Consider the following 16979-nt stretch of genomic DNA (forward strand, 5'->3'; position numbering starts at 1 on the left):
GCGGCCCGACCCCTTGTCCGCACGTTTACCCGTTAGTAGCCTCCAGGCGTCGAACAGGCTTGTGCTTGTGAGGGGTGGTGTGCGGGGTGGGGAGTGTCGTGCTGCGCAGACTCGTGGCCGCCGCGGCGGCGCTCGTGATCGCGGCGGAGGCCGTGCTGCTCGTCTTCGTCCACATCGTCCTCGGCCGGACCACGCAGAACCAGTCGATGTCCGTCGCCGGCATGGACCCCGATGTCATGTCCGCAACAACGTACGCCATGGGGGCCGGCATCGGCGCCTTCCTCCTGCTGTGCTCCGCGCTCCTGGCCCACGCCGCCCTGCGCGACCGGGCCCCGGGCCGCTTCGCCCGCATCGTCCTCATCACCGCCGCCGTCACGCACGGGCTGCTCGGCGCCCTCGCCGTCGGCCTGGTCGGCTGGGGCGCCTTCGCGGCGATGATGCTGATCCTGTGCCTGCTCGTGCTGACCCTGACGCTCTACGCGGCCCAGAGCGGCCCTGAGGCGGATCTCCAGGAGCTCAGGCCCACAAGTCCGTGATGGACACGCCCAGTTCCCCCAGCAGGGAGCGCAGCAGCGGCATCGACAGCCCGATGACGTTGCCGTGATCGCCGTCGATGCCCTCGATGAAGGGTGCCGACAGCCCGTCCAGGGTGAACGCCCCCGCCACGTGCAGCGGCTCGCCGCTCGCCACGTACGCGGCCACCTCCGCGTCCGTCGGCTCGCCGAAGCGGACCGTCGTGGAGGCCGTGGCCGAGACCTGGCGCCCGGTCGCCGTGTCGATCACGCAGTGCCCGGTGCGCAGCACCCCGGCCCGCCCGCGCATGGCCTTCCAGCGGGCGGTCGCCTCCTCGGCGTCCGCCGGCTTGCCCAGCGCCTCGCCGTCCAGCTCCAGCACCGAGTCGCAGCCGATCACGAGGGCCCCCGCCGCCTCGTCCTGGGCCGCCACCACGTCGGCCTTGGCCTCGGCGAGGGCCAGGGCCAGTTCGGCAGGCGTCTCCGCGCTGAGCGCGTCCTCGTCGAAGTGGCTGACGATCACGTGCGGAGCGAGCCCGGCCTGCCGGAGCAGGTTCAGCCGGGCGGGGGAGGCAGAGGCGAGCACCAGGGCGCGGGCGCGGGGTTCGGCAGTCATGTCCGCCATCGTAGGCGCGGCCCCGCACCCCGCGGCACGGCCGGACGCCCGGCCCGCGGCCCGGCCCGCGCCGCCGCACGCCCCGGACGTCCGCTAGAAGCCCACGCCCAGGACGTACACGACCACCAGCATCGCGAGGGCGACCACCACGGTCATCCGCCGGAGCATCGCCTGCGCGTCGCGCATGTCCTCGGGCGGCTCGTTCTTCGGGTCTGACCAGAGCATGCCCCGATCCTGGCCCCGGGCACCGCAGTGGCGCCTGAGTACGGGTACTCAGGCGCCACCCCCGGTTCACGCCATCTTTGCGCCCGGGCCGTCTAGCCGGGCCAGTACGTACGGGCCCACGCCCGCGGCCCCGGCTGCGGCAGCGTGCGCCGCGCGACCCGGGACGGCGCCGCCCACGCGTCCGCCACCCGCTGCGCGTCCGGCGGCGCCGAGGCCAGCGCCGCCGCGCGCGCTTGGACCACCGCCAGTGCGGCGGCCAGCTCCTCGGGGGTCGGGTTCCCCTTGACGACCTTGATCACCACAGGACTGACCTCCTAGAGGGGGATGTTGCCGTGCTTCTTCGGGGGCAGGGACTCCCGCTTGGTGCGCAGCTGACGCAGCCCCTTGACCACGTGCGCCCGTGTCTCGGACGGCATGGCCACCGCGTCGATGTAGCCGCGCTCGGCGGCCGTGTACGGGTTGAGGAGGGTGTCCTCGTACTCGGCGATGAGCCGCGCCCGGGTCTCCTCGGCGTTGCCCGCCTCCTCCGCCTCCGCGATGGCGCGGCGGTGCAGGATGTTCACCGCGCCCTGGGCGCCCATGACGGCGATCTGCGCGGTCGGCCAGGCCAGGTTCAGGTCCGCGCCGAGGTGCTTGGAGCCCATGACGTCGTACGCGCCGCCGAAGGCCTTGCGGGTGATGACGGTGATCAGGGGGACGGTGGCCTCGGCGTAGGCGTAGATCAGCTTGGCGCCGCGCCGGATGATTCCGTTGTACTCCTGGTCGGTGCCCGGCAGGAAGCCCGGTACGTCCACGAACGTGAGCACCGGGACGTTGAAGGCGTCGCAGGTCCGCACGAAGCGCGCCGCCTTCTCCGAGGCGTTGATGTCCAGGCAGCCGGCGAACTGCATCGGCTGGTTGGCGACGATGCCCACGGGGTGGCCCTCGACCCGGCCGAAGCCGGTGAGGATGTTCGGTGCGAACAGCGACTGCGTCTCCAGGAACTCCCCGTCGTCGAGCACGTGCTCGATCACGGTGTGCATGTCGTACGGCTGGTTCGCGCTGTCCGGGATCAGTACGTCGAGCTCGCGGTCGGCGTCGGAGACCTCGGTGTCCGCCTCCTCCGGGAAGGCGGGCGGCTCGGAGAGGTTGTTCGACGGCAGGTACGCCAGCAGGGACTTGACGTACTCGATGGCGTCCTTCTCGTCCCCGGCCATGTGGTGGGCCACGCCCGAGGTGGAGTTGTGGGTGCGGGCGCCGCCCAGCTCCTCGAAGCCCACGTCCTCGCCGGTGACCGTCTTGATGACGTCCGGACCGGTGATGAACATGTGCGAGGTCTGGTCGACCATCACGGTGAAGTCGGTGATGGCGGGGGAGTACACGGCGCCGCCGGCGCAGGGGCCGACGATCAGGCTGATCTGCGGGATCACCCCGGAGGCGTGCACGTTCCGGCGGAAGATCTCGCCGTACATGCCCAGCGCGCTGACGCCCTCCTGGATGCGGGCGCCGCCGGAGTCGTTGATGCCGACGAGCGGGCAGCCGGTCTTCAGCGCGAAGTCCATGACCTTCATGATCTTCTGGCCGTAGACCTCGCCCAGGGCGCCGCCGAAGACGGTGAAGTCCTGCGAGAACACGGCCACCGGACGGCCGTCCACCGTGCCGTAGCCGGTGACGACGCCGTCGCCGTAGGGGCGGGTCTTCTCCAGCCCGAAGTTGGTCGACCGGTGCCGGGCGAACTCGTCGAGCTCGACGAACGAGCCCTCGTCCAACAGCAGGGCGACCCGCTCACGCGCCGTCAGCTTCCCCTTGGCGTGCTGCTTCTCCACCGCCCGCGCGGACCCGGCGTGGGTGGCTTCGTCGATGCGGCGCTGCAGGTCCGCGATCTTGCCCGCGGTCGTGTGCATGTCGATCGGCTCTGAGGGTTGTGACATCGGGGTCGCGGCTCCCTGTGTGGTGTCAACTGCCAGGTCAATTGATTGACTACTGCTGGCTACTGGTGCGTAGCGTATCGGCGGGCATGGCGCTCGGCAGTGCGGCGTTTGACACACCTAATCTGGGTTGCATGACGCCATCAGATGCATCAGGAGCAGCTGCCCCCGGACCCTCCGCGGACCGCTGGTCGAGCCTGGAACGGCCGCCGCTGAACGCCGCCGCCCTGCAGCGGTCCCTGGTCACCGGGGAAGGGCTGTGGTCCTCCGTGGAGGTGGTCACCGCCACCGGGTCCACCAACACCGATCTCGCCGCCCGGGCCGGGGAGCTCCCCGAGGGGGCCGTGCTCGTCGCCGAGGAGCAGACCGCCGGGCGCGGGCGCCTCGACCGCAGCTGGGTCGCCCCGCCGCGGTCCGGGCTGTTCTTCTCCGTGCTGCTGAAGCCGGGCGGCACCGTCCCGCAGGAGCGGTGGGGCTGGCTGACCCTGCTGGCCGGCGTGGCCGTCACCACCGGGCTGTCCCGGGGCGCCGGGGTGGACACCGCCCTCAAATGGCCCAACGACCTGCTGGTCAGCGTCGGGGGCGCCGAGCGCAAGACGGGCGGCATCCTCGCGGAGCGGGTGGCCGACGGCGTGGTCCTCGGCATCGGGCTGAACGTGTCCCTGACCGCGGAGGAGCTGCCGGTGCCGGAGGCCGGGTCCCTGCTGCTGGCCAAGGCGGCGGTGACGGACCGGGAGCCGCTGCTGAAGGCCGTGCTGCGCTCCCTGGAGCAGTGGTACGGGGACTGGCGGGCCGCGGGCGGCGACCCGGCCGCCAGCGGCCTGCAGGAGGCGTACGCGACGCACTGCGCCACCCTCGGCCGCCACGTCCGGGCCGAGCTGCCCGGGGGCCGCACCCTCACCGGGACGGCCGAAGCGGTCGACACGGACGGCCGCCTGGTCATCCGCACCGCCGAGGACGCCCACGAGGCGGTGGGCGCGGGCGACGTGGTCCACCTGCGCTCGGTGCACTAGCCGCCTCCCGTTCCACTGCCGCGCGGCGGGCTTCCCCGTGGTGAAGCCCGCACGGGCAGTGAGCCGAGGGGGCGCGCCCGTGCACGCGGGCCCGAGCGCCCCGGAGGCGAGCGAGCCCCGGACAGAAGGAGTGAGCTACGGCACACCTGCCGTATGGTTTAGGCGATCCCGGTGCTCGCGGTGATCACCCGGTTCGGCAGGGCAGTGCGCACGGAATGGACAGGAGGCGGCCCTTGACCGTCGACGACCCTACGTCCGGCGCGTCCCCCTCCGGGTCTCCCGGCCCGGGCACTCCCATCGGGCGCGACCAGCACACCCCTCTCCACGAGGTCGACCACACCGTCCAGCCGACGGCGGACCCGCTCGCCATCCGGCTGGAGCAGCTGATCCTGGGTGCCGAGCGCCGGTACACCCCGTTCCAGGCGGCCCGCAGCGCCGGGGTGTCGATGGAGCTCGCCTCGCGCTTCTGGCGGGCCATGGGCTTCGCGGACATCGGCCAGGCCAAGGCCCTCACCGAGGCGGACGTACTGGCGCTGCGCCGGCTCGCCGGCCTGGTGGAGGCGGGGCTGCTGAGCGAGCCGATGGCGGTACAGGTGGCGCGTTCCACGGGGCAGACCACCGCCCGGCTGGCCGAATGGCAGATCGACTCCTTCCTGGAGGGGCTGACGGAGCCGCCGGAGCCGGGGATGACCCGTACGGAGGTCACGTACCCGCTGGTCGAGCTGCTGCTGCCGGAGCTGGAGGAGTTCCTCGTCTACGTGTGGCGCCGGCAGCTGGCGGCGGCCACCGGCCGGGTGGTGCAGGTCGCCGACGACGAGGAGATGGTCGACCGGCGGCTCGCGGTGGGTTTCGCGGACCTGGTGGGCTTCACCCGGCTGACGCGGCGGCTGGAGGAGGAGGAGCTCGGTGAGCTCGTCGAGTCCTTCGAGACCACCTCGGCCGACCTGGTGGCCGCGCACGGCGGGCGGCTGATCAAGACGCTCGGCGACGAGGTCCTGTACGCCGCCGACGACGCGGCCACGGCGGCGGAGATCGCGCTGCGGCTGATCGAGACGATGGAGGCCGATCCGCAGATGCCGGAGCTGCGGGTCGGGATAGCGTTCGGGACCGTGACGACCCGGATGGGCGATGTCTTCGGGACCACGGTGAACCTGGCGAGCCGGCTGACCTCGATAGCGCCGAAGGACGCGGTGCTGGTGGACGGGGCGATGGCGGAGGAACTCGGCCGTACGGGCGCCGCGCCGGTCTCGGAGAAGGAGGCCGAGGCCGAGGAGGGCGGCGGTGCGTACCGCTTCGCGCTCCAGCCGATGTGGCAGCGGCCGGTGCGTGGCCTGGGGGTCGTGGAGCCCTGGTCGCTGACGCGGCGGAAGCCTAAGATCCCGGGATAACGTTCGTTAACCGGGAGGGTCCAGTGTCGGTGGAGTCGGAGTTCGTCAGCGTACGTCGGCATGGCGACGACGGGGTCGTGGAGCTGGTCCTGGACCGGCCGAAGGCCATGAACGCGGTGTCGACGGACATGGCGCGGGCCATCGGCGCCGCCTGCGCGGAGCTGTCGGCGGACCCGTCGGTACGGGTGGTGGTGCTGTCCTCCACCGCCGAGCGGGCCTTCTGCGTCGGGGCCGACCTCAAGGAGCGCAACTCCCTCTCGGACGCCGAGCTGGTCCGCCAGCGGCCGACGACGCGGGGGGCGTACGGCGGCGTCCTGGAGCTGCCCGTGCCGACGATCGCGGCGGTGCACGGCTTCGCGCTGGGCGGCGGCTTCGAGCTGGCCCTGGCCTGCGACGTGATCGTGGCCGACGAGACGGCGGTGGTGGGCCTGCCCGAGGTGTCGGTGGGCGTGATCCCGGGCGGCGGCGGCACGCAGCTGCTGCCGCGGCGGGTGGGCGCGGCCCGCGCGGCCGAGCTGATCTTCACGGCCCGGCGGGTGGAGGCGGCGGAGGCCCTGTCCCTCGGCCTGGTCGACTCGGTGGTGCCGGCCGGGCAGGACCGCGACGAGGCGCTGGCGCTGGCCGCGCGGATGGCGGCCAACTCGCCGGTCGGGCTGCGGGCCGCCAAGCGGGCGCTGCGGCTGGGGCACGGGATGGACCTGGCGGCCGGCCTGGAGATCGAGGACGCGGCGTGGCGGACGGTGGCCTTCTCGGGGGACCGGGCGGAGGGCGTGGCCGCCTTCAACGAGAAGCGCAAGCCGAACTGGCCCGGGGTGTAGCCCGGACCACCGCCGGGCGGCTCCCGTGGGCGGCGGGAGCCGGACACCCCTGATGCCGCAGTCGGGCGTCACCGAACCGGACATATGTCCCTAGGCTGGGGTGATGGGAGTCGACGGGCGGCTGCGAGCCGTCGTGGGCCTTGCGCAGGCCATGGCCGCCGCGTGCGCGCCGCGGGACAGCGTGCGGGCGGCCGCCCGGGGTGCGCGCCTGGCGATGGACGGGTCCTTCGCCGCGATCTCCGCCTGGGAGCGGGAGCGGGGCCGGCTGCGGGTCCTCGTCAACGAGGGCGGGCGGCGGCCGGGGGAGGAGGAGTTCCCCGAGGACGAGTCGTACCCCGTCCACGACTTCCCGGAGATCACCGAGTTCCTGCACGAGCGGTGGGCCGGCGGCGGCGGTCCCCACGCCTGGGTCGAGAACGCCGGCGCCGGCCGCCCGGGCCGGCGCGGTGAGGCCCTGTGCCGGCGGGGCCGCGGCAGCTGCGTGGTCGCGCCGATCGTGCTCAGCGGGCGGGCCTGGGGCGAGCTGTACGTGGCCCGGGACGAGGGGCTGCCCGACTTCGACGAGGACGACGCCGAGTTCGCGACCGTCCTCGCCGCGGTCGTGGCCGCCGGGTTGGCCCAGAGCGACCGGCTGGAGGAGGCCCGGCGGCTCGCCTTCACCGATCCGCTGACCGGGCTCGCCAACCGCCGGGCGGTGGACATGCGGCTCGACGAGGCCCTGGAGGAGCACCGGCGCACCGGGATCGCGGTGAGCCTCGTGGTGTGCGACCTGAACGGGCTGAAGAAGGTCAACGACACCCTCGGGCACGCCATGGGCGACCGGCTGCTGGAGCGGTTCGGGTCGGTGCTCAGCCTCTGCGGGGCCATGCTGCCCGGCGCGCTCGTGGCCCGCCTCGGCGGTGACGAGTTCTGCCTGGTGAGCGCGGGGCCCGAGGCCGACGAGGTGGTCCGGGTGGCCGATGAGCTCTGCCTGCGGGCCGCCGGGCTGGAGCTCGGGGAGGGCGTCGCCTGCGGGGTGGCCTCGACGGGGGACCCGATCGGGCCGGTGACCTCCTCGCGGCGGCTGTTCCGGCTGGCCGACGCCGCCCAGTACAAGGCGAAGGCCGCCCGTTCGCCGGGGCCCGTCGTCGCCGGGCGGGACACCGCCGTGGTCCGGCTGGCCGATGCCGCCCAGCAGGAGGCGCCCGGGGAGCGGCGGCGCTTCCGGGGGCGGGCGTAGCGGATGCCCGGGTCGGAGCGCGAAGGCGTAAGGGTCCCTCGTGAAAGTCGCTAGTGACATGAAGCGATTCAGTCCGTAGGGTGCTGAATATGGATATGCACACTGTCGTGGTGGGGACGTCCGGGACCACTGCCGAGGACGTCATCGCCGTAGCCCGCGGCAACGCGCGCGTCGAGCTGTCCGGGGAGGCGCTCGACGCCCTCGCCCGTGCCCGCGAGATCGTCGATGCCCTCGCCGCCAAGCCCGAACCCGTCTACGGGGTGTCCACCGGGTTCGGCGCCCTCGCCTCCCGGCACATCAGCCCCGAGCTGCGCGCGCAGCTCCAGCGCAACATCGTCCGCTCGCACGCCGCCGGCATGGGCCCGCGCGTGGAGCGCGAGGTCGTGCGCGCCCTGATGTTCCTGCGGCTGAAGACCGTCGCCTCCGGCCACACCGGTGTCCGGCCGTCCGTCGCCCAGGCGATGGCCGACATGCTCAATGCGGGCATCACGCCCGTCGTGCACGAGTACGGCTCCCTCGGCTGCTCCGGCGACCTGGCGCCGCTCTCCCACTGCGCCCTCGCCCTCATGGGCGAAGGGGACGCCGAGGGCCCCGACGGGGTCGTCCGGCCCGCCGGCGAGCTGCTCGCCGAGGCCGGGATCGAGCCGGTCGAACTTCGCGAGAAGGAGGGCCTGGCCCTCCTCAACGGCACCGACGGCATGCTCGGCATGCTGATCATGGCCCTCGCCGACCTCGGCAGGCTCTACACCTCCGCCGACATCACCGCCGCGCTGACGCTGGAGGCCCTGCTCGGCACCGAGAAGGTCCTCGCGCCCGAGCTGCACGCCATCCGCCCGCACCCCGGCCAGGGCGCCTCCGCCGCTAACATGGCCGCCGTCCTGGAGGGCTCCGGGCTGGTCCGCCACTACCAGGAGGAGACCGCCCCGCGCGTGCAGGACGCCTACTCGGTGCGGTGCGCCCCGCAGGTCGCCGGCGCGGGCCGCGACACCATGGCGCACGCCGCCCTGGTGGCCTCGCGGGAGCTGGCCTCGGCCGTCGACAACCCGGTGGTGCTGCCCGACGGGCGCGTGGAGTCCAACGGGAACTTCCACGGCGCGCCGGTCGCGTACGTCCTGGACTTCCTGGCCATCGCCGCCGCCGACCTGGGCTCGATCGCCGAGCGCCGCACGGACCGCCTCCTCGACAAGAACCGCTCGCACGGGCTGCCGCCCTTCCTCGCCGAGGACGCGGGCGTCGACTCCGGGCTGATGATCGCCCAGTACACGCAGGCCGCCCTGGTCAGCGAGATGAAGCGGCTGGCCGTTCCGGCCTCCGCCGACTCGATCCCCTCCTCCGCCATGCAGGAGGACCACGTCTCGATGGGCTGGTCGGCCGCGCGCAAGCTCCGTACGGCCATCGACAACCTCACCCGGATCATCGCCATCGAGCTGTACGCGGCCACCCGGGCCATAGAGCTGCGCCACGGCCTCACCCCGGCCCCGGCCAGCCGGGCCGCCATCGCGGCGGCGCGCGCGGCCGGTGTGGCGGGCCCCGGGCCGGATCGTTTCCTCGCCCCCGACCTGGCCGCCGCCGACGCGTTCGTCCGTACGGGCGGGCTGGTCGCCGCGGTGGAGCCGGTGACGGGCCCGCTCGCCTGAGGCCGTCGGCCGCCGGCGGGACACGCGCAAGGGGCCGCCCCCGGAAATCGATCCCGGGGGCGGCCCCTTGCGCGTGCGCGGACGCCGTCAGGCGGTGCGGGAGCGGCGTACGGAGTAGGTGACGAAGCCGGCCCCGAGGCCCAGGCAGAGCGTGCCGCCCAGCAGGTACGGGGTGGTGTCGATGCCGCCGGTGTCCGCGAGGGCCAGGGAGGCCTGCCCGGCGGTCTGCGGGTCGGCGCCCCGGCCCGCGCCGGGGCCGGCCTGGGGGTCCGCCTGCGCGTCCGCGTGGGAGAGCGCGGTCACCGTCCCGGCGGCGGCCGCGTTCGCCGGCTCGGGAGCGCCGGAACCGGACCCCGCGGCCCAGGGCGCGGTGGCGTTCGCCGACGGGACGAACCAGAGGGCGGCGAGGAGGGTGGTCGCTCCGAGAGCGGTGAGCAGCGGTCGGCGTGCGGACACGGGGCGATCCCCCTTGCGGAAGCAGCGAATTGGCCGTGTGCGGTGATGCTACGGACAAGGGCGGGTCGTGGGAAAGTCGGGGCCTGCGCGGGCTTACGCTCCGTCGTATGAACCCTTCTGACACATCACGGTACGTACGGCTTCGGGTGGATTTGGTGCTGGAAGTACCGGATTCCGAGGCGCTCACCGCAGCCGCGCTCGCGCACATCGACGCCGACGAATTCATGCCGGACGAGGAGCGCGGCCACGCCGAGACCGCCGTCCGCGAGGACGAGTCGGAGGCCCTCGCCTACCTCGTCGACCCCACTGACCTGGTCGTCGAGATCCCCGGCGTGGAGCTGGCCCAGGCCTCCTGGAGCAGCGAGCCCGTCGAATACGACCCCGAGTCCATGGAGTGGGACATGGACGAGGAAGATGGGGACTTCGACGAAGAGACAGCCGACAACGCCTGACCGTGGGGTTGCCCACATCCGAACGGATGTGGAACCGATCCGGGCCTTCAACGCGTTGACTGGTGTGCGAGGCAGGGGGCCTGTCCCCCTGCCCCGAGGCTCGGGGGTTCAGGCAACGATGGAGTGGCGTGTGAGGACGGACAGCAAGCGGCGGAGAAGGTCACTGGTGGCCATATCCGCCGTTCTCGGTGGCGTACTGGTGCTCTCGGCCTGCAACGGCGGAGGGGACGACAAGCCCAAGGGCGACGGGGACGCGACGAGCAAGTCCCAGTCGGACGTGGACGCGGCGGCGGCCAAGGACGCCTCCAAGGCCAAGATCACGATCACGCCCAAGGACGGCGCCACCAACGTCGGGCTGAACGACGCCACGAACGTCGCCGTCAGTGACGGCACGCTCACCTCGGTGGAGCTGAAGACCTCCGAGGGCACCGCGGTGCCCGGCAAGATAGCCGCCGACGGCAAGAGCTGGAAGCCCGAGGGCGCCCTCAAGCGCTCCACGAAGTACGCCCTGGCGGCGACGGCGAAGGACGCGGACGGCAAGGAGGCGCACGAGAACGCCTCGTTCACCACCGTCTCCCCGGAGAACAGCTTCGTCGGCTCGTTCATACCCGACGACGGCCAGACCGTCGGCGTGGGCATGCCGGTCTCGATCACCTTCAACAAGCCGATCAAGGACCAGAAGGCCGTCCAGTCGGCGATCAGCGTGAGCTCCAGCAGCGGCCAGGAGGTCGTCGGCCACTGGTTCAACGCGCAGCGGCTGGACTTCCGCCCCGAGCAGTACTGGAAGGCGGGCTCCACCGTCACCCTGAAGCTCGCGCTGGACGGGGTGCAGGGCGCCCCCGGCGTGCAGGGCGTGCAGAACAAGACCGTCACCTTCAAGATCGGCCGGAGCCAGGTCTCCACGGTCGACACGAAGACGAAGAAGATGACGGTCACCCGCGACGGCGCGGTCCTCAAGACCATCCCGATCTCGGCGGGCTCCCCGGACAACCCGACCTACAACGGCCAGATGGTGATCTCCGAGAAGTTCAAGGAGACCCGGATGGACGGCTCCACCGTGGGCTTCAAGAACGACGAGGGCAAGGGCGAGTACGACATCAAGGACGTCCCGCACGCGATGCGGCTGTCCACCTCCGGCACCTTCATCCACGGCAACTACTGGGGATCCGACTCGATCTTCGGCAGCGTGAACACCAGCCACGGCTGCGTCGGCCTGAACGACGCCAAGGGCGCCGGCGACCCGAACCAGCCCGCTGCCTGGTTCTTCGACAACTCGCTCATCGGCGATGTCGTGACGGTGATCAACTCCCCGGACAAGACCATCAAGCCCGACAACGGCCTCAACGGCTGGAACATGAGCTGGGCGGAGTGGAAGGCCGGCTCGGCCGTCTGACCCCTCCTGGCCCGGGGTGACGAAGAGCCGACCCGAACCCGGCCGGACGGCGGGGAGCCCCCTGGGCTCCCCGCCGTCCGTGTCTCCCGCCGCGTGCGCACGCGGCGACGAGCACCCGGGACCACCGGAAAACACCGGGCGGCGGGGCAGGCCCGCGGCTAGGGTCCCGATCATGACTTCCCCCGCGATCCACGCCCTGACCCCGCCCCTCTCCGCGGCCGAGGCGCAGGCCTGGTCCGCCGTCGTGGCCGAAGCCCACACCGCCGACCTGCCGGACGTGCCCGCGCCGACCGCGGCGGAGATCGCCGGGCGGCTGCGCGTCCCGTCCGTGAACAGCCGCTTCGCCCTGTGGGCCGCGGAGGGCGGCGTCGCCTCGCTCCAGCTGTTCACGGACCCGGGCAACGCGCACACCGCCCACCTCGACGCGCTGGTGGTACGGCCCGACGCCCGCCGCAGGGGCCTGGGCCAGGCCCTGTGGGAGCAGGTCCGGGCCGAGCTGGCCGCGCAGGGCCGCAGCTCGGTCAGCACCGTCCTGGACCTGGGCGGCGCGGGCGAGGCCTTCGCGCGGTCGCGGGGATTCCACAACGTCCTGCCCCTGGCCTGGTACGTCCAGCAGGTGCCCGGTCACCGCGTGGAGGCCGCCCGGACGCCCGGCTACGAGCTGGTGCTCTGGGACGGGCTCGTACCCGACACCTGGGCGGCGGCCGCGGCGAGCGCCCACGGGGTGATGGAGGACGCGCCGAGCGGGGACATGGACGCCAGGCCGCCGGTCTGGACCCCCGAGCGCCTGCACAGCGTCCAGCAGGTGGTGCTCGACCGGGGCGGCCGGATGCTGATGGCGGCGGCCGTCACCCCCGGCGGCGAAGTGGCCGCGTACAGCTCCCTGGTCCTCCTTGACCCGGCCGGCCCGCGCGCCCTGCAGTACGACACCGCCGTCGTCCCCGCCCACCGGGGCCGGGGCCTGGGCCGCGCCGTCAAACTGCACATGCTGGCGCACGCACCCGCCCGCTGGCCCTCCCTGCGCGAGATCGCCACCTCGGTGGCCGACGAGAACATGCCCATGCGCGCGGTCAACGAGGCCCTGGGCTACCGCCGCGAACGCGCCGCGGCCGTCTTCCAGCTCAGCCTCTAGCGGGGTCCTCCGCCGGCACCGGGCCGGCCGCCCACGAGGACAGCAGCCGCAGGGCGTCCGCCGAGGGGGAACCGGGGGCGGCGTGGAAGGCGACCAGGGACTGCTCCGGGTCGTCCGGCAGCGTCAGCGTCTCGAAGGACAGCTCCAGCTCGCCGACCAGCGGATGCCGCAGCCGCTTCACGCCGTGCGACTTGTCCGCCACCGTGTGCGCCGCCCACAGCCTGCGGAACTCCTCGTTCTTCACCGACAGCTCCCCGACAAGCGCGGGCAGCTGCTCGTCCTCGGGGTGCCGGCCGGCGTACATGCGCAGGTTGCTCACCACCTCGCAGGCCCGGCACTCCCACTCCGCGTACAGGGCCGAGCTCGCCGGATCCAGGAACACCAGCCGGACGAGATTGCGCTCCTGCGGCGGCAGCGCCCCGAAGTCGCCGAACACCGCCACCGCCAGCCGGTTCCAGCCGATCACGTCCTGCCGCCGCCCCACCAGGTAGGCCGGCACACCGTCCATCGCCTCCAGCAGCGTCCGCAGCTGCGGACGCACCTGCTGCGGGCGGGGAGGCCTGCTGCGCTGGCGGCGCGGCCGCGGCCGCGCCAGGTGCGTCATGTGGTCGGTCTCCGTGCCGTCCAGGCGCAGCGCCCGGGCGATCGCGTCCAGCACCTCCGCCGAGACGTTCTGCCCGTGGCCCTGCTCCAGCCGCGTGTAGTACGCCACCGACACGCCCGCCAGCTGCGCCAGCTCCTCGCGCCGCAGGCCCGGCACCCGCCGGTGGCGGCCGAGGTCGGGCAGCCCGACGTCCTCGGGGCGCAGCCGGGCGCGCCGGGTACGCAGGAACTCGCCCAGTTCGGTGCGCTGATCAAGCTGGTCCATACGGCCAGTATCCCGGGACGGCCCGCGGCGGCGGGGGGTGCGTTCCTGACCCCGCCATGGGTAGGACTGCCAGTCCTGGGCAGGGCAGGGGGCTGGGTGGCCGGTCGGCGGTCCGGCATCGTGGGGGCCGGCCCCAGGACCTTTCGCCGTATGAGGAGCACAACCATGTCCGACACCCAGGACACCCGGACCACGACCACGACCACGCAGACCACTCGGGTCGCCGCCTACGCCGCACCCGCCGCGAAGGCCCCGCTGGAGCGCACCACCGTCCCGCGCCGCCCCGTGGGCGCACACGACGTGCTCATCGAGATCAAGTACGCCGGCATCTGCCACTCCGACATCCACCAGGTCCGCGACGGCTGGGGCGAGGGCATCTACCCGATGGTCCCCGGCCACGAGATCGCCGGTGTCGTCACCGAGGTCGGCCCGGAGGTCACGAAGTTCGCGGTGGGCGACCAGGTCGGGGTCGGCTGCTTCGTGGACTCCTGCCGCGCGTGCGAGTACTGCCTGCGCGGCCAGGAGCAGTACTGCGTACAGGGCATGACCGCCACGTACAACGGCCGCGACAAGCAGGGCGAGCCCACCTACGGCGGCTACTCCACGCACGTCGTCGTCGACGAGAACTACACCGTCCGCATCCCCGACGGCCTCGCCCTGGACGCCGCCGCGCCGCTGCTGTGCGCGGGGATCACCCTGTACTCCCCGCTCAAGCACTGGCAGGCGGGCCCCGGCAAGAAGGTCGCGATCGTCGGACTCGGCGGCCTCGGCCACATGGGCGTGAAGATCGCCCACGCGCTGGGCGCCGAGGTCACCGTCCTGTCGCAGTCGCTGCGCAAGAAGGAGGACGGCCTGCGGCTGGGCGCCTCCCACTACTACGCCACCAGCGACAGGGCGACCTTCGAGGAGCTGTCCGGCACCTTCGACCTGGTCATCTCGACCGTCTCCGCCCCGATCGGCCTCGACGCCTACCTCGGCCTGCTGAAGGTCGACGGCGCGCTGGTCAACGTCGGCGCCCCGGAGGAGCCGGTCGAGCTCAACCTGTTCTCCGTCATCGGCGGCCGCAAGACCCTGGCCGGCTCCATGATCGGCGGCATCGCCGAGACCCAGGAGATGCTGGACTTCTGCGCCGAGCACGGACTCGGCTCGGAGATCGAGCTGATCCGCGCCGACCAGATCAACGAGGCGTACGAGCGGGTCCTGGCGAGCGACGTCCGCTACCGCTTCGTCATCGACACCACGACCATCTGACCCGGCCGGCGCTCACGTCCCGGGGTGACGGCCCCGGGACCGCTGCGCCAGGTGGCACCGCGCAGGGCCGAACGGGCGCACGGCGGCGCGGCCGGCAGGTCCTCATGCCCATCCGCTCAGCGCGCGCTCTGCATTGTCGGCCAACTCCTTGTAGGTGACGACGTCAACGCGACTCATGTGCGTGTTGAGCGTGCGCAACGCTTCATTGATGTCCTCCTCGGCCACGTCTGGCTGTACGGAGGGGTGGCCGATCAATACGAGAGCGCTCGCCCGGCGCGTTTCGATGCCCAGTTCATCCCTGATCCGGAGGCGGTGTTCGTCCAAGCCGACCAGATAGTTCACTGCCTGGCTCACTGCATCGTGCACGTCGGCCGTCGGCACCCAGCATCCCCGGTGTCTCTTGACCAGAGAGCCGCGAAGGCCCATGGAGCGCTTCAACTCCACGATGTGGAGGGAGCCGTCGCCGCGTATCAGCGGGATGTCGACCTCGTCACCGGGTACAAGTCTGCGCCGCACCGCCTGGCTTGCGAACTGTCCACCGAAGATCCAGTACTGCCCGTCCAGGGCGCGTTGCAGGTCTCCCTCGCTCGCTCCGGGATCTTCCACCGCCTTGCGCAGCTTCTTGAGGCCCTGTCGGCGCCGCCGGACTTCTGCGGCCTGCAGGAGCAGTTGACCCTCCTTGTCCGCTGCCAGGATCGCCAGAGAGTCGGGGGACATCACGATGCGGCGGGCGGCTTGCTCCGGGTCTTCCACGTCCACCCGCCCGTGGAAGACCTGCTCAAGCCACGCGGCCACCTCGCTGCTGCCACGAAGGATCCGATACCGCCCGGGGCGCTCCTGCGACTGCTGCATGTACCGGGCGTCCCGGCCGACGGCCTCGACATGGGCGAGTAGCTCGCCCGGGTTAGCCTCAGGGTGCTGACCGAGGTAGTCGCCTGCCAGTTGCGTGAAGAATTTCAAAGTCGCGGACAGCGTCCGCGCCAGGTAGTCCTGGTGAGAGCCGGGCGGCTGTGTCGATCGCTGGAACAGCCGGTACCGCTCCTCGAAATCGGGTCGGAGGATGCGGCCTTCGGCGTAGTCCAAAGAGTCTTGGATCAGCCGCACGACCTGCCACTCATCCGTCGTCGCTGCCGTCGAGCGAACCTCCTCCAGCAGTGTGACGAGTGCTCTGCCGCCTCTGCGACTGCGGCTCCGGCCTCCGGTCATGTGCTTGAGAACGGCTTCGAGCGCATCCTTGACCCGGGGATCCAGGGCGCGCTCGGCGACGTGCTGCAGCTGGAGCTGCAGCGCAAAGTCAGACCTCACATCCACGGGGACGATTGTGGGGCCCGGCACTGACAGCGGGTGCCTGACCGGTGGGCGGGAGCGACGGCCGTCGGTCCCGCCACGGTGCTTGCGGCAGCGTCGCGCGACGCCGGTGTTCAGCCGTCGGCCCTGGCCACGCCCACCGGGCAGGAGACGCCCGTGCCGCCGATGCCGCAGTAACCGCCGGGGTTCTTGTCGAGGTACTGCTGGTGGTAGGGCTCCGCCGGCCAGAAGGGGCGCTCCGCGGACGGGAGGACCGCCGTGGTGATCTGGCCGTAGCCCGAGGCCGTCAGGACCTGCTGGTAGGCCTCCCGGGAGGCCTCCGCCGCGGCCTGCTGGGCGGGGGAGTGGGTGTAGACCGCGGAGCGGTACTGGGTGCCGACGTCATTGCCCTGGCGGAAGCCCTGGGTGGGGTCGTGGGACTCCCAGAACAGCTTCAGGAGCGCCGCGTACGAGACCTGCGACGGGTCGAAGACCACCCGCACGACCTCGGTGTGGCCGGTCCGGCCCGAGCACACCTCCTCGTACGTCGGGTTCTCGGTGAAGCCGCCCTGGTAGCCGGCCAGGGTGGTCCACACCCCCGGCGTCTGCCAGAACGTGCGCTCCGCGCCCCAGAAGCAGCCCAGCCCGAAGTCGGCCACCTCCAGATGGGCCGGGTAGGGACCGGCCAGCGGGTTGCCGAGCACCGTGTGCTTCTCGGGCAGGCCGAAGACGGGTTCCGCGCGGCCGGCCAGGGCCTCCTCGCGGGTGGGGAGCTCGGGCGTACGGCGGTACGAAAACATGGGTT

18 protein-coding genes are annotated in these 16979 nt (G+C 72.5%); 10 read left to right on the top strand and 8 right to left on the bottom strand.

All coding sequences use genetic code 11. The annotated features are described in order from the left end of the window. Positions 1-98 precede the first annotated feature (98 nt). Entirely contained in the window at positions 99-536 is a 438-nt protein-coding gene (locus ABZ128_RS00700; RefSeq protein WP_356845215.1) for a hypothetical protein, read from the top strand. Here the strand turns inward: ABZ128_RS00700 and ABZ128_RS00705 are convergent. The 4 genes from ABZ128_RS00705 to ABZ128_RS00720 form a co-directional block, all read right to left on the bottom strand. Beyond that, positions 517-1128 carry a nucleoside triphosphate pyrophosphatase gene (locus tag ABZ128_RS00705; RefSeq protein ID WP_356845217.1) on the bottom strand — a complete coding sequence of 204 codons (612 nt, stop codon included), beginning with the start codon at positions 1126-1128 and terminating at the stop codon, positions 517-519. The genes ABZ128_RS00700 and ABZ128_RS00705 overlap by 20 nt on opposite strands. Positions 1129-1221: 93 nt before the next feature. Beyond that, positions 1222-1353, bottom strand: coding sequence for a hypothetical protein (locus ABZ128_RS00710; protein ID WP_356845219.1), 132 nt, complete (start codon positions 1351-1353; stop codon positions 1222-1224). 92 nt (positions 1354-1445) lie between these two features. Further along, positions 1446-1655, bottom strand: coding sequence for an acyl-CoA carboxylase epsilon subunit (locus tag ABZ128_RS00715; RefSeq protein WP_356845221.1), 210 nt, complete (start codon positions 1653-1655; stop codon positions 1446-1448). 12 nt (positions 1656-1667) lie between these two features. Continuing rightward, the gene (locus ABZ128_RS00720) at positions 1668-3263 is read right to left on the bottom strand and encodes an acyl-CoA carboxylase subunit beta (RefSeq protein WP_356845222.1); all 1596 of its coding nucleotides are present in this window, start codon (positions 3261-3263) and stop codon (positions 1668-1670) included. A 131-nt stretch (positions 3264-3394) separates the two neighbouring features. On the opposite strand from ABZ128_RS00720, the gene ABZ128_RS00725 reads away from it, so the two are divergent. From ABZ128_RS00725 to hutH, 5 genes are all read left to right on the top strand, one after another. Beyond that, positions 3395-4273, top strand: coding sequence for a biotin--[acetyl-CoA-carboxylase] ligase (locus tag ABZ128_RS00725; protein ID WP_356845224.1), 879 nt, complete (start codon positions 3395-3397; stop codon positions 4271-4273). A gap of 233 nt (positions 4274-4506) precedes the next feature. Then, positions 4507-5661: an adenylate/guanylate cyclase domain-containing protein gene (locus tag ABZ128_RS00730; protein WP_356845226.1), complete on the top strand. Its 1155-nt coding sequence runs from the start codon at positions 4507-4509 to the stop codon at positions 5659-5661. Positions 5662-5684: 23 nt separating this feature from the next. Continuing rightward, positions 5685-6479 carry an enoyl-CoA hydratase-related protein gene (locus ABZ128_RS00735; RefSeq protein ID WP_356845227.1) on the top strand — a complete coding sequence of 265 codons (795 nt, stop codon included), beginning with the start codon at positions 5685-5687 and terminating at the stop codon, positions 6477-6479. Positions 6480-6582: 103 nt separating this feature from the next. After that, positions 6583-7698 (top strand): GGDEF domain-containing protein, encoded by a 1116-nt coding sequence (locus tag ABZ128_RS00740; RefSeq protein WP_356845229.1) that lies wholly within the window; start codon positions 6583-6585, stop codon positions 7696-7698. A gap of 95 nt (positions 7699-7793) precedes the next feature. Then, positions 7794-9335: a histidine ammonia-lyase gene (gene hutH, locus ABZ128_RS00745; RefSeq protein ID WP_356845458.1), complete on the top strand. Its 1542-nt coding sequence runs from the start codon at positions 7794-7796 to the stop codon at positions 9333-9335. A gap of 87 nt (positions 9336-9422) precedes the next feature. Here hutH and ABZ128_RS00750 read toward each other — a convergent pair whose 3' ends face one another. After that, on the bottom strand, positions 9423-9791 hold the full coding sequence (locus ABZ128_RS00750; RefSeq protein WP_356845231.1) for a hypothetical protein: 369 nt from the start codon (positions 9789-9791) through the stop codon (positions 9423-9425). Positions 9792-9898: 107 nt separating this feature from the next. On the opposite strand from ABZ128_RS00750, the gene ABZ128_RS00755 reads away from it, so the two are divergent. The 3 genes from ABZ128_RS00755 (at position 9899) to ABZ128_RS00765 (ending at position 12768) form a co-directional block, all read left to right on the top strand. Then, positions 9899-10243, top strand: a complete 345-nt coding sequence (locus ABZ128_RS00755; RefSeq protein ID WP_356845232.1) for a hypothetical protein — start codon at positions 9899-9901, stop codon at positions 10241-10243. 118 nt (positions 10244-10361) lie between these two features. Continuing rightward, entirely contained in the window at positions 10362-11636 is a 1275-nt protein-coding gene (locus ABZ128_RS00760; protein ID WP_356845234.1) for an Ig-like domain-containing protein, read from the top strand. 172 nt (positions 11637-11808) lie between these two features. Further along, positions 11809-12768, top strand: coding sequence for a GNAT family N-acetyltransferase (locus ABZ128_RS00765; RefSeq protein ID WP_356845235.1), 960 nt, complete (start codon positions 11809-11811; stop codon positions 12766-12768). Here ABZ128_RS00765 and ABZ128_RS00770 read toward each other — a convergent pair. After that, positions 12758-13636, bottom strand: coding sequence for a helix-turn-helix transcriptional regulator (locus ABZ128_RS00770; RefSeq protein WP_356845236.1), 879 nt, complete (start codon positions 13634-13636; stop codon positions 12758-12760). The genes ABZ128_RS00765 and ABZ128_RS00770 overlap by 11 nt on opposite strands. Before the next feature lie 165 nt (positions 13637-13801). Between ABZ128_RS00770 and ABZ128_RS00775 the strand changes: the two genes are divergently transcribed. After that, on the top strand, positions 13802-14887 hold the full coding sequence (locus tag ABZ128_RS00775) for an NAD(P)-dependent alcohol dehydrogenase (protein ID WP_356845238.1): 1086 nt from the start codon (positions 13802-13804) through the stop codon (positions 14885-14887). Positions 14888-14989: 102 nt separating this feature from the next. On the opposite strand, the gene ABZ128_RS00780 is transcribed toward ABZ128_RS00775, so the two are convergent. Together ABZ128_RS00780 and msrA are read right to left on the bottom strand one after the other, a co-directional pair. Then, positions 14990-16198 (bottom strand): Shedu anti-phage system protein SduA domain-containing protein, encoded by a 1209-nt coding sequence (locus ABZ128_RS00780; RefSeq protein WP_356845240.1) that lies wholly within the window; start codon positions 16196-16198, stop codon positions 14990-14992. A 110-nt stretch (positions 16199-16308) separates the two neighbouring features. Further along, on the bottom strand, positions 16309-16974 hold the full coding sequence (gene msrA, locus ABZ128_RS00785; protein ID WP_356845242.1) for a peptide-methionine (S)-S-oxide reductase MsrA: 666 nt from the start codon (positions 16972-16974) through the stop codon (positions 16309-16311). Positions 16975-16979 lie beyond the last annotated feature (5 nt).

The organism is Streptomyces sp. NPDC006326, assembly GCF_040612915.1.
In the GTDB taxonomy this organism is placed as follows: domain Bacteria; phylum Actinomycetota; class Actinomycetes; order Streptomycetales; family Streptomycetaceae; genus Streptomyces.